This is a genomic window from Amycolatopsis cynarae (assembly GCF_026802195.1).
Classification (GTDB): domain Bacteria; phylum Actinomycetota; class Actinomycetes; order Mycobacteriales; family Pseudonocardiaceae; genus Amycolatopsis_E; species Amycolatopsis_E rhizosphaerae.
Genome location: NZ_CP113836.1, coordinates 5112242 through 5124713, shown reverse-complemented (window position 1 = coordinate 5124713; position 12472 = coordinate 5112242). Strand labels below are relative to the sequence as shown.

The window sequence follows — 12472 nt, the reverse complement described above, 5'->3', positions numbered from 1 at the left end:
TCCCTCCCGCGCCCTGTGGTTGTCACGCGGCCGCGAGGGTAACCAGGCGCGGGTGAAGGGAGGGCACATGGACGAGTTGAAGCAGGAAGCCCACGCCTACCGCGGGGATGCCGACCGCCCGCTGGGCGGCTACCTGGTCGTGATGGCGATCTACGGCCTGCTCGTGGCGCTGGCGGCGACGGCCGCCGCGCTGACCGGCCGCAGGCTGCCGCGCCGGGTTCCGGTCCAGGACCTGGCGATCCTCGCGCTGGGAACGCACAAACTGTCGCGGACCGTGAGCAAGGACGCGGTGACCAGCCCGCTCCGCGCGCCGTTCACCCGGTACCGGGACACCGGCGGCCCCGCGGAGGTGATGGAGGAGGTGCGCAAACCCAGCGGCCTGCGGCACAGCATCGGGGAACTGCTGACCTGCCCGTTCTGCCTGGACCTGTGGGTGGTCACGGCGTTCACCACCGGCCTGGTCTTCGCGCCCCGCGTCACGCGGCTGGTCGCCGGGACGTTCGCATCGCTGGCGGGGGCGGACTTCCTGCAGCTCGCCTACGCCAGGGCGCAGAAGGCGGCCGAAGGCTGAAGCGCGGCCCGCGTGTCGATCGCACCCACCCGGGTACTCCTCCGCGCGGAGGAGGACTGCGATGACGGATCTGATCGAACGGCGGCCGGTGCCGGGCGTCTCCGACGCCGGTGACGCCGTGGTGGCGGCACGCAGGGCGTTTCCCGCCTGGGCCCGCACTCCGGCCACCGAACGGGCGGCGGCCCTGCACGCCGCCGCGGCCGAACTGCGGGAGCGGGCCGGTGAGCTGGCGCAGCTGAACCACCAGGAGACGGGAAAGCTGCTCGACGAGGCCGAAGGCGGGGTTCTGGCCGGTGCCGCCACCCTCGACCAGTACGCCGAACTGGGGCCCGTGCACCGCGGCAGAAGCCTGCTGGGGGACTGGGGAGCGACCGACGTGATGGTGCCCGAACCACGCGGTGTCGTGGTGGCACTGACCCCGTGGAACGACCCGGTGGCGGTGGCCTGTGGCCTGCTCGGTGCCGCGCTGGCCACCGGGAACGCCGTGGTGCACAAGCCGAGCGAGCGCTGCCCGCTGGTGGGGCAGCGGCTGACCGAGGTGATCGGGCGGAAGGTGCCCGCCGACGTGCTGCGGTGGGTTCCGGGTGACGGCCGGGTGGGGGCGCGTCTGGTCGCACATCCCGAGGTGGACGTGATCGCCCACGTCGGCAGCACCACCACCGGGCGCTCGATCGCCGCCGCCGCGGCGGCGACGGGTGCCAAGGCGCTGCTGGAAAACGGCGGCAACGACCCGTTGATCGTGGACACCGGCGTGGACCTGGCCTGGGCCGCCGAGCAGGCGGCGATCGGCGCGTTCACCAACGCCGGCCAGATCTGTGTGTCGGTGGAGCGGATCTACGTGCCGAGGGAGATCGCCCCCGATTTCCTCGAAGCACTGGTGGGGCAGGCACGTCTGCGCCCGGACCGGGTGCCGATGGCGCCGCTGGTGGACCGGCGGCAGCGTGATCACGTGCACGAGCACGTGGTGGACGCCCGGCACGGCGGTGCGAAGGTGCTGACCGGCGGGCAGATCCCGGACGGCCCGGGCGCGTTCTACCCGGCGACCGTGCTCACCGGCTGCACGCCGACGATGCGCGTGCTGCGGGAGGAAACGTTCGGGCCGGTGGCCCCGGTCCGGGTCGTGGCCGACTTCGACCAGGCGCTGCTCGAGGCGTCCGACGACCGGTACGGGCTCGCGGCGACGGTGCTGACGAACTCGATGGAGCACGCGCAGCGCGCGTGGCGGCGGCTGCCCGTGGGCACCGTGAAGATCAACGGGGTGTTCGGCGGGGCGCCCGGCGGCGCGGCCCAGCCCCGAGGGGCGAGTGGTGAAGGTTTCGGCTACGGGCCCGAACTGCTCGACGAGATGACCCGGATGAAGGTGGTGCACCTGGCCCCCGCCCCCGCGGCCCGGATCCCCGGCCAGGTGCCGCGCGAGTCAAGGCCGTGAAGGGGCCCTTCACGGCCGTTTCGGCCAGGGTCCCGGTGTAGTCCGGTCCGCTTGGCGGTGCCCTGAAGGTCGCCTTCAGGGTCATAAACGCCCTCAAGGCCACCTTGAGGGCACGGCCCTCACGGCAAGCTTCCGGCCAGGGACGGTCAGCGGGCGGCTTGGGCGTCGAGGATGACGCGGGCGGCCTCGACGGTGGTGGTGGCCTTCGCGGTGCCGAGCGCGCGGACGACCGGACCGGCGATGGCCTCGAGTTCCAGCGTCCGGTGTGCCTGGAAATCCTTCTGCATCGAGGATTTCATCGTCTCGGGCGCGGCCTCGAGCCGCGCGGCGACGGTGTCGGGGTCGATGGTCACGGACCGGACGGCGGCCGCGGCCGCGGCCTCCTCCACCAGGGGGCGCACCCACGCCCTCCGCTGGGTCCTGGCGGGCCCGATCGGTGCGTCCGCCCCCGTGGTGAGCAGTGCGAACGGGGCCAGGAAGGAGAGTTTGCGCCACAGCACGGTGTTTTCGTCCGGGTGCGTGGTCACCGGCAGGCCCGCCGCGGACAGCAATGCGGCCACTTCGGCCCCGGCGGGTGTCCCGTCCGCGACCGTGAGGTCGGCGGCGGGAGAGAGTTGCTCGATCACGCCGGGCCGGTGCCGGGTGGCCTCCACCACGACGCTGGCGGGCACGACGGCCGCCTCGGGGTACACGGCGCGCAGCACGGCGGGGTGGTCCGCGCCGTTGAGCAGCGGCACGACGATCGCGGATCCGAGCGCGGGCGCGGGCACGCGTTGCAGTGCGGGCAGCAGTTCGGTGGCCTTCACCGCGACGAACAGCACGTCGACCGGTTCGGCGAGCCACGGCCGGGCGGCCGGGAAGGTGGTGCTCGCGGCGGCGCCGGGGGACTGGAAGGTCAGGCCGCGCAGGGTGATTTCGGCGGCCGTGTTCTCGGTGGCGATCACCGTCACGTCGTGTCCCGCGGCGCCGAGACGCGCCGCCAGCAACCCGCCCACCCCGCCGGGGCCCAGCACACCGATCCTGGTCATTTCCGTTCCCTCCCCGTCGCCGGGCCCGTTGCCCGGTGGAGGTCACCCTATAACCAGGACGGCCGGGATGATCATGTGATTTCCGCGCCACGCAGTGGAAATCACAGTGCCGCCCCACGGTTTCCGTGCCCGCCGTGAGGGTGCCCGGCCGGATGCTCAGGCGGATTCGCGCACGGTCATCGACACCGGCAGCACCTGGCGCTGAGGCCGGACCACTTCGCCCGCCAGCAGCGCCTGCAGGGTCGCGACCATGTGCTGGACCTGGGACGCCGGGTCCTGGTGGAGGGTGGTCAGCGGCGGGTCCATGGTGGCGGCGAGCGCGGGGTGGTCGTCGAAGCCGATCACGGCCACGTCGCCGGGGACCCGGCGCCCGGCCGCGCTCAGCGCGCGCAGTGCGCCCGCGGCCATCAGGTCGCTGGCCACGAAGACCCCGTCGAGATCGGGTACGCGCTCCAGCAGCCGGGCCATCGCGGCGCGGCCACCGTCCAAAGTGAAGTCCGCCTCTTCGGACAGGCCCGCCGGGTCGAGGCCCGCCGCGGACAGGGTCTCCCGCCAGCCCGCGAGCCGGTGCACGGCGGCGGTCTGGTCCTGCGGGCCCGCCACGGTGGCGATGCGGCGCCGCCCGGACCGCAGGAGGTGCTCGACCGCCTGCCGGGCGCCGTCGGAGTTGTCGAAGTCGACCACGTACACCCCGCGGGACAGATTCCCGGCGGGGCCGCCGAACACGATCGGCAGCCGCAGCAGGCGCAGCGCACGCGGCAGCGGGTCCGACCGGTGCGGCGCGAACACCAGCGCGCCGTCGACGTGGCCGCCCTCCAGGAAGTTCAGCGTGCGCGCGTGGTCTTCGCGCCCGTCGTTGAACATCAGGATCATCTGGCTGCCCGCCGCCGCCAGTTGCCGGTAGGCGGCCCGCATCACGGCGATGCGGTACGGGTCGCCGAGGACGAGTTCCTCCGGTTCGGACAGCACCACGGCCACCGCGCCGGTTCGGCGGGTGACCAGGGACCGTGCCGCCTGGTTGGGGGAGTAGCCGAGGTCGCGGGCGGCGGCCAGCACCGCGTCCTTCGCGCGGGTGCTGACGTTCGCGTCGCCGTTGAGGGCGCGGGACGCCGTCGAGCGGGAGACGCCGGCGAAGGCAGCCACGTCCTCCAGAGTCGGCCGTTCGTCCGGGCTTCGGGTCACCGCTGCCGTCCTTTCCTGGGAGCGCTCTCAAGAATAGCGCACCTTGACATCCGGTGTTAGTCAAGGACACACTCAGTGCCGTTCTGGGAGCGCTCCCAAAATTTCCCCACCCGGAACCCACCAAGCAAGGGGTTTTGAAGTGCGACTTCTTCACAAGGGCGTGAGCTTCGCCATCGGACTGGCGGTGCTGGGCGCGAGCCTCGCCGCCTGTGGCGGCGGTGATTCGGCCTCCGGATCCGGCGATTCCGGCGGCCAGATCGAGCTGAGCATCGGTACCTTCACCGAGTTCGGCTACGAGGACCTGCTGACCCAGTACCAGCAGCTGCACCCCAACATCAAGATCACCCACCACAAGACCGGCGAGGGCGGCCCCTACCACCAGAACCTGATCACCAAGCTGGCGGCGGGTTCCGGCCTCGAGGACGTCGTCGCGGTGGAGGAGGGCCACTTCTCCGACATCATCGACAAGTCCAGCAAGTTCAACGATCTCAACGAGATCGGCCCCAAGGACGCCAGTGCCGACCGCTGGCTGAAGTGGAAGTACGACGCGGGCAAGGACAAGGACGGCCGCCTGATCGGCTACGGCACCGACATCGGCCCGCTCGCCCTGTGCTACCGCAAGGACCTGCTCGCCGCGGCCGGACTGCCCAGCGACCCGCAGGGCGTCAAGTCGCTTTTCGCCACCTGGGACAGCTATTTCGGCGCGGGCGCCCAGTACGCCGCCAAGACCGGCAAGCCCTGGTTCGACGCCTCGTCGCAGCTGTTCAACTCCATGGTCAACCAACTCGACGTCGGCTACCTCGACCACAGCGACAAGCTGACCATCGAGAGCAACCCCGGCATCAAGACCGCCTGGGACAAGATCACCACCGCGATTTCCCAGGGCCAGTCGGCCAAGCTCACCGCCTTCGGCAACGAGTGGAAGACCGGCTTCCAGCAGGGCGCCTTCGCCACCACCGTGTGCCCGTCCTGGATGCTCGGCGTGGTCAAGGAGGACGCCGGCCCGGCCAACGCGGGCAAGTGGGCGGTCACCGACGCCTTCCCCAACGGGGGCGGCAACTGGGGCGGCTCGTACCTGACCGTGCCCAAGCAGAGCAAGCACCCGAAGGAAGCCGCCGAGCTCGCGGCCTGGCTGACCGCGCCGGAGCAGCAGCTGAAGGCCTTCCAGGCCAAGGGGAACTTCCCCAGCCAGGTGCAGGCGCTGACCTCGCCGGAACTGCTGAACCAGACCGACGCCTACTTCGGTGACGTCAAGGTGGGCGAGCTCTACGCCGAGCAGGCGCGCAAGGTCACGCACGCGCAGTACAAGGGGCCCGGTGACGGCCAGATCCAGGAGAACGTCATCAAGCCCGCGCTGCAGGCGGTCGAGCAGGGCACGCCCGCCGGCCAGGCCTGGCAGCAGGTCGTCGACGGTGCCAAGCGGATCGTGAAGTAGTGCCGGGGGGAACAGTCCGATGACCAGTACCGTGCTCGATCCACAACCGCGGCAGCGGGCGCCGCGCGGAAAACCCGCGAAGCCCCGGTTCTCCGAGCGGCTCTCCCGGTGGGACCTGAAGATCTCGCCCTACCTCTACATCGCGCCGTTCTTCGTGGTGTTCGGCCTGGTCGGCCTGTTCCCCCTGCTCTACACCGGGTACGTCTCACTGTTCGACTGGGAGATCGGCGACGACCATCCGAAGTTCCTCGGGCTGCAGAACTACATCGACCTCTTCGGGGACCACCAGTTCTGGAACGCCCTGCTCAACACGCTGTCGATCTTCGTGCTCTCCAGCGGGCCGCAGATCGTCATCGCGGTGGGGCTGGCCGCGCTGCTGAACATGCGGCTGCGCTTCCCGACCGGATGGCGGGTGGGCGTCCTGCTGCCGTACGCGGCGAGCCTGGTGGCGCTGGGGCTGATCTTCTCCAACCTGTTCGGCCCGCGCTACGGCCTGGTGAACTCCCTGCTGGAGCTCACCGGGCTGGACCGGGTGGACTGGCAGGCCAACCGGTTCGCCAGCCACATCGCGATCGCGACCATGGTGAACTGGCGCTGGACCGGCTACAACGCGCTGATCGTGCTCGCCGCGATGCAGGCCCTGCCGAAGGAGGTCATGGAGGCGGCCGTGGTGGACGGCGCCGGGGCCTTCCGCCGGTTCTTCAGCGTCACCCTGCCGATGCTGCGGCCCACGCTGATCTTCGTGGTGATCACCTCGACCATCGGCGGGCTGCAGATCTTCACCGAGCCCAAGCTGTTCGACGCGATGCCGGGATCGAACAACGGCGGTTCCACCAACCAGTTCCAGACCGTCACGCTGTACCTGTACCAGTCGGGTTTCGAGGGTTTCCACCTCGGCTACGCCTCCGCGATCGCATGGGTGCTGTTCCTGCTGATCGTGGTGATCGCACTGATCAACTTCCTGCTGACCCGGCGCCTCGCCGCAACCTCGGGACCGAAACGATGACCCTGCTCAGACCCCGCCGGGGGACCGGATCGCTGATCGGACGGCCCAACTTCCTCGTCTACGCCGCGCTCGCGGTGTTCGTCCTGGCGTCGTTCTTCCCGTTCTACTGGTCGTTCCTGGTGGCCAGCCGGGATTCCGCGATGCTGGCCGACAAGGTCCCGCCGCTGCTGCCCGGCGGCAACTTCTTCGCCAACGCCTCCAAGGTGTTCCACGTCGTGGCCTTCTGGAAGGCACTGGGCAACAGCCTGATCGTGTCGACCACGGTCACGCTGACCACCGTGCTGTTCTCCTCGCTGGCCGGGTTCGCCTTCGCCAAGCTGCGCTTCCGCGGCAGCAACCCGCTGTTCGTGTTCATCGTGGTGACCCTGGCGGTGCCGACCCAGCTCGGCATCATCCCGCTGTTCATCGCGATGGCGAAGTTCGGCTGGGCCGGGCACCTGCAGGCGGTGATCGTGCCGAACCTGGTCACCGCGTTCGGCGTGTTCTGGATGCGCCAGTACACAGTGGACGCCGTGCCGTACGAGCTGATCGAGGCGGCGCGGGTGGACGGGTGCAGCGTGTTCCGGACCTTCCTCAACGTGTGCCTGCCCGCGGTGCGACCCGCCGCGGCGGTGCTGGCGATGTTCACCTTCATGATGTCGTGGAACGACTTCCTGTGGCCGCTGATCGTGCTCAACGCCGACAACCCGACGGTGCAGCTGGCACTGGAACAGCTGCAGAGCGGCTACTACGTCGACTACTCGCTGGTGTTGGCCGGAACCACGCTGGCCACCATCCCGATCCTCATCGTTTTCCTTCTGCTCGGCCGCCAGATCGTGGCCGGGATCATGCAGGGTGCTGTGAAAGGGTGACTATGTCTGTACTGGGCGACGAGGTGGCGGCGGAGGCGAAGCTGACCTTCCCCACGGGTTTCCTGTGGGGGGCCAGCACCGCGGCCTTCCAGATCGAGGGTGCGACCGCCGACGACGGCCGCACCGACAGCATCTGGGACGCCTTCTGCCGGGTGCCGGGTGCCGTCGCCGGTGGCGACACCGGGGAGCCCGCGGCCGACCACTACCACCGATTCGCCGAGGACGTGGCGTCGCTGGCCGAACTGGGGTTCGGCGCGTACCGGTTTTCCCTGTCCTGGCCCCGGGTCCGGCCCGACGGCGGGCCGGTGAACCCGCGCGGGCTGGACTTCTACGACCGGCTGGTGGACGAACTGCTCGGCGCCGGCGTGACGCCGTGGGCCACGCTTTACCACTGGGACCTGCCGCAGGCGCTGGAGGAGAAGGGCGGCTGGGCGAACCGTGACACGGCCCACCACTTCGCCGGTTTCGCCGAGGCCGCGGTCGAACGGCTCGGCGACCGGGTGCCGTTCTGGTCCACTTTGAACGAGCCGTGGTGCTCGGCCTTCCTGGGCTATGCCAGCGGAGTCCACGCGCCAGGACGGCGGGAGCCCGCGGCGGCCGCCGCCGCGGTGCACCACCTGCTGCTCGCGCACGGGCTCGGCATGGCGGAGATCCGCCGCTACGCGCCCTCGGCGAAGGCGGGCGTCACGCTGAACCTGTACCCGGTGCGGCCGTCGGATCCCGCTTCCGCGGCCGACGCGGACGCGGCGCGCCGCATCGACGGCCTGCAGAACCGCTTGTTCCTCGATCCGGTGCTGCTCGGCCGCTATCCCGAGGACCTGCTGGCGGACCTGGCGCCGTTCGGCTTCGACGGCCACGTGCGCGAGGGGGACCTCGACCTGATCTCGGCGCCGATCGACACACTGGGCATCAACTACTACCGCGGCTACGAGGTCACGGCGGCACCGTCGTCCGCGGCCGAACCGGCGGGCCCGGAATGGATCGGCGCCGAAGACGTGTGGTTCGAACCGGATCCGGCGGCGAAGCTCACCGACTCGGGGTGGCAGGTCCAGCCGGAGCAACTCGCCGACGCGCTGGTCCGGGTGCACCGCGAATACCCCGCGGTCCCGTTGTACGTCACCGAAAACGGTGCCGCCTACCCGGACGTGGCGGACGCGGCGGGTGAGATCGCCGACGACGACCGCATCGCCTTCGTCGACGGGCACCTGAGGGCCGCGCACGCCGCGCTCGCCCAGGGGGTGGATCTCCGCGGGTACTTCTACTGGTCCCTTTTGGACAACTTCGAATGGGCCGAGGGATACTCGAAGCGGTTCGGGCTGGTGCACGTGGACTACGCCACCCAGCGCCGGACACGCAAGCGTTCGGCCCACTGGCTTTCGCGCGTGGCCACCACCAACACCCTGCCGCCCCTGCCAGGCGCCTGACCGGGGCTGGGCGAGCCGTGAAGGGGCCCTTCACGGCCAACGCCCGCGGCGCGGATCACGGGTTGAGGTCGTAGACCGTCACGCCGTCGACGGTGGTGGCTGTGTAGTGCTCCGAGACCCATTGCGCGATTTCCTGGGCGTCGTCGCTGCCGGTGGTGCCGCGCATCTCGGAGCCGGTGCCGAGGAAGTAGTGGATCTTCTTGTCCCGCACGTCCCGCTGGAACCGAGCCAGCCTGGGTGAGGGGTCGGTGCCGTTGAACCCGCCGACCGCCATCACCGGCAGCCCGCAGGCCAACTGGTAGCTCGCGGCGGGATTGCTGCCGACGGTGGCGGCCACCCAGGTGTAGTCCCCGCCCCCGGCGCGCAGCAGGTCCACCAGCGCCGTGCCGGGGGTGCTCGTGCCGAGCAGGCTGCCGATCCCACCGCCGATCCCCCCGCGCATGCCACCGCCGGGGCCGGCGGGACCGCCGGGTGCGCCGCCGAACGAGCGGGAATTCGGGCCCGCGGACGGGATCGCGCCAGAGTGGGTGGTGGCGGCGGTGGCGAGGGTGTAGGCGCCGCTCGCGGACAGGGTCGTGACCAGCGCGAGGGCCGCGAGCCCGCGCGCGGCGGCGGACGGCAGCCGGTCGGCGACGAGCAGCGCCACGGCGGTGCCCAGGCCGATCGGGAGGACGAGGAACTTCAGCCAGGGCAGCCAGTTCGCCTCCCGGTCCAGCAGCAGGAACGCGGTCAGCGCGGTGAGCGCGACCCCGGCCGAGAGCAGCCCGGCCGCGATCGGGTTCGCGCGGCGCCGCCACAGCGCGACCGTGCCCATCCCGGTCAGCGCGGCGACGGCCGGGGCGAGCGCGACCGTGTAGTAGGGGTGGATGATGCCGCTCATCTCGCTGAACACACCGCCGGTGACGATGAGCCAGCCGCCCCACACCACGGCCGACGCGCGGGTGGCGTCCGTGCGGGGAGCCGGCCAGCTCAGCCAGATCAGCGCGCCGAAGGCCAGTACGGCGGCGGGAAGCAGCCAGGCGATCCCGCCCGCCATCTCGCTGCCGAGCAGGCGCGCCCAGCTCCCGCCGCTCTGCGCCCCGCCCAGGCTGCCCACCTCGTTCCCGGTGATCCGGCCGAAACCGTTGTAGCCCAAGGTGAGTTCCAGAATGCTGTCGGTCTGCGAGCCGCCGATGAACGGACGGCTGCCCGAGGGCCACAGCTCGACCACCGCGAGGTACCAGCCCGCCGACACCACCACCGCGCCGAGCGCGGCGAGCAGGTGCGCCAGCCGTTTGCCCAGCGAGACGGGCGCGGCGATCAGGTACGCGAGCGCGAAACCGGGCAGCACCAGGAAGGCCTGAAGCATCTTCGCCAGGAAGGCGAATCCCACGGCGGCCCCGGCGAGCGCCAGCCAGCGCGGGCTCGCCTGGCCGATCGCGCGCACGGTGCCGTACGCCCCGGCCACCAGCAGCAGGACCAGAAGCGCGTCGGGGTTGTTGAACCGGAACATCAGCGCGGCCACCGGGGTGAGGGCGAGCACGCTCCCGGCGAGCAGTCCCGCGGCGGGGCCGGACACCCGCCGCACGGTGGCGTACAGCAGGCCCGCCGACGCCACCCCGATCAGCGCCTGGGGCACCAGGACGCTCCACGCGCTCAGCCCGAAGAGCCGCACCGACAGGCCCATCACCCACAGTGCGGCCGGCGTCTTGTCGACGGTGATCGAGTTCGCCGCGTCGCTGGACCCGAAGAACCACGCCTTCCAGCTCTGCCCGCCCGCCTGCGCGGCGGCCGAATAGAACGCGTTGGCCCAGCCGGAGGCGCCCAGGTCCCACAGGTAGAGCAGCGCGGTGGCGGCCAGCAGGCCCAGCAGCGCGGGCCGTACCCAGCGGGGGTCGGCCGGATGGCCCCGCAGCAGCCGCTCGGTGCGGCTCGGGAGGGTGGGAGGGTCAGCGGAGGCGGGCTCGGCCAGGGCGGTCATGGTTCCCACCCTGGCGAGCCCACCTGGGCCGCCCTTGTGCCGAACCTGTGCGAATCCTGTGCGGCCGCCCCCGGAATCAGGCGGCTGAACGGGGGAGGCGCACTTCGAACTCGGTGTGGCCCGGTCCGCTCCGTACCGCGACGGTGCCGTGGTGCGCGGCGACGACCGCGGCCACGATCGCCATGCCCAGGCCGGTGCTGCCCGCGGCGCGGGACCGCGACGAATCGCCGCGCGCGAACCGCTCGAACACCGAAGGCAGCAGTTCCGGCGGGATTCCGGGGCCGTCGTCGGTGACGGTCAGCACGGTGGTCCCGCGCTCGGTCCGCAGGCGCGTGGTGACGGTGGTGCCCGGCGGCGTGTGCGTGCGCCCGTTGGCCAGCAGGTTGGCCAGAACCTGGTGCAGCCGCTGCGGGTCCCCGACGACCACGACGGGTTCGTCCGGCAGCGCGAGCTGCCAGTGGTGGCCCGGTCCGGCGATGTGCGCGTCGCCCACCGCGTCCGCCACCAGCCTGGTGAGGTCCACTTCGGACCGTTCCAGTGGCCGCCCGGCATCCAGCCGTGCGAGCAGCAGCAGGTCGTCCACGAGCACCGTCATCCGGGAGGCCTCAGATTCGACGCGGTTCATCGCGTGCGCGACGTTCGGCGGGACGCGGTCGGGGGAGCGGCGGGTGAGTTCGGCGTAGCCGCGGATCGCGGCCAGCGGGGTGCGCAGTTCGTGGCTGGCGTCGGCGACGAACTGCCGCACCCGGGTTTCGCTGGCCTGCCGCGCTTCCAGTGCCTGGTCGATGTGGCCGAGCATCCGGTTGAGGGCGTGGCCGACCTGCCCCACCTCGGTCGACGGGTCGGTGTCGGTCACCGGGACCCGCACCGACAGCGCGACCTCGCCCTTCTCCAAGGGAAGGCGGGTGACCTGGGAGGCCGCGGCGGCTACGCGGTCGAGCGGGCGCAGCGTGCGCCGCACCACGTACGCGCCGACGATGCCGGCGCCGAGCACGGCCGCGGCGGCGACCCCGCCGAGAATCAGCCCGACGGTGAGCAGCGTGTCGTGGGCCTGTCCCAGTGTCAGGCCGAACACTTCCAGCGCGTCGCCCCTGTCGGCGGCGATCACCCGGTACGGCCCGCTCGACAGCGTCACGGTGCGGGGCTGCCCGTCGGCGGGTACGGAGCGCAGAACGGCCTGATCGCCGGAACCGAGGGGCTGGGGCTGGGCCTGCGGCGAACCCGGCCGGGTGGTGAGCAGTTGCGCGTCGGCCTCACGGCCGGAGAACCAGGCGTGCACGGTGCCGGTGGCGGTGCCCGCGACGGCGAGCGCGTTGTCGTGTTCCCGGTCGCGGTCCAGTGAGGCGGCCCGGCTGATGGTGTCGTGCAACTGCTGGTCCACCTGGCGGGTCAGGAAGGCGGACAGCGCGAACTCGCTGATCACCCCGATCAGCAGGCACACCACGGTGAGCAGGGCGAGCAGCGCGGCGATCAGCCTGGTCCGCAGCGGCCGGGCCCGCCGCCGCCCCCGGTCAGCCGCCGAGTGCGCGGCCATCGCCGTCGGTTCCGCTCGTCGTCAAGGCACACTCCCGCACGTTCATTCCTCG

The 12472-nt window shown here is 71.5% G+C and carries 10 protein-coding genes; 6 read left to right on the top strand and 4 right to left on the bottom strand.

What is annotated here, in order from left to right:
• Window positions 1-67: 67 nt before the first annotated feature.
• Window positions 68-571 carry a DUF1360 domain-containing protein gene (locus ORV05_RS24480; RefSeq protein WP_268754358.1) on the top strand — a complete coding sequence of 168 codons (504 nt, stop codon included), beginning with the start codon at window positions 68-70 and terminating at the stop codon, window positions 569-571.
• Between the two features lie 61 nt (window positions 572-632).
• On the top strand, window positions 633-2000 hold the full coding sequence (locus ORV05_RS24475; protein ID WP_268754357.1) for an aldehyde dehydrogenase family protein: 1368 nt from the start codon (window positions 633-635) through the stop codon (window positions 1998-2000).
• A 146-nt stretch (window positions 2001-2146) separates the two neighbouring features.
• On the opposite strand, the gene ORV05_RS24470 is transcribed toward ORV05_RS24475, so the two are convergent.
• The gene (locus ORV05_RS24470) at window positions 2147-3028 is read right to left on the bottom strand and encodes a ketopantoate reductase family protein (RefSeq protein WP_268754356.1); all 882 of its coding nucleotides are present in this window, start codon (window positions 3026-3028) and stop codon (window positions 2147-2149) included.
• Between the two features lie 156 nt (window positions 3029-3184).
• The gene (locus tag ORV05_RS24465; RefSeq protein WP_268754355.1) at window positions 3185-4210 is read right to left on the bottom strand and encodes a LacI family DNA-binding transcriptional regulator; all 1026 of its coding nucleotides are present in this window, start codon (window positions 4208-4210) and stop codon (window positions 3185-3187) included.
• 139 nt (window positions 4211-4349) lie between these two features.
• Between ORV05_RS24465 and ORV05_RS24460 the strand changes: the two genes are divergently transcribed.
• The 4 genes from ORV05_RS24460 to ORV05_RS24445 are packed head-to-tail and all read left to right on the top strand — an operon-like array spanning window position 4350 to window position 8926.
• On the top strand, window positions 4350-5645 hold the full coding sequence (locus ORV05_RS24460; protein WP_268754354.1) for an ABC transporter substrate-binding protein: 1296 nt from the start codon (window positions 4350-4352) through the stop codon (window positions 5643-5645).
• A 19-nt stretch (window positions 5646-5664) separates the two neighbouring features.
• Window positions 5665-6651: a carbohydrate ABC transporter permease gene (locus ORV05_RS24455; protein ID WP_268754353.1), complete on the top strand. Its 987-nt coding sequence runs from the start codon at window positions 5665-5667 to the stop codon at window positions 6649-6651.
• The gene (locus tag ORV05_RS24450; RefSeq protein ID WP_268754352.1) at window positions 6648-7502 is read left to right on the top strand and encodes a carbohydrate ABC transporter permease; all 855 of its coding nucleotides are present in this window, start codon (window positions 6648-6650) and stop codon (window positions 7500-7502) included. The genes ORV05_RS24455 and ORV05_RS24450 overlap by 4 nt, the downstream gene beginning before the upstream one ends.
• The gene (locus tag ORV05_RS24445; RefSeq protein WP_407652545.1) at window positions 7499-8926 is read left to right on the top strand and encodes a GH1 family beta-glucosidase; all 1428 of its coding nucleotides are present in this window, start codon (window positions 7499-7501) and stop codon (window positions 8924-8926) included. Before ORV05_RS24450 ends, ORV05_RS24445 begins: the two co-directional genes overlap by 4 nt.
• Window positions 8927-8981: 55 nt before the next feature.
• Here ORV05_RS24445 and ORV05_RS24440 read toward each other — a convergent pair whose 3' ends face one another.
• Together ORV05_RS24440 and ORV05_RS24435 are read right to left on the bottom strand one after the other, a co-directional pair.
• Window positions 8982-10886, bottom strand: coding sequence for an ArnT family glycosyltransferase (locus tag ORV05_RS24440; protein WP_268754350.1), 1905 nt, complete (start codon window positions 10884-10886; stop codon window positions 8982-8984).
• A gap of 76 nt (window positions 10887-10962) precedes the next feature.
• Complete coding sequence (locus ORV05_RS24435; RefSeq protein ID WP_407652544.1) at window positions 10963-12420, bottom strand: sensor histidine kinase; 1458 nt, start codon at window positions 12418-12420, stop codon at window positions 10963-10965.
• Window positions 12421-12472 lie beyond the last annotated feature (52 nt).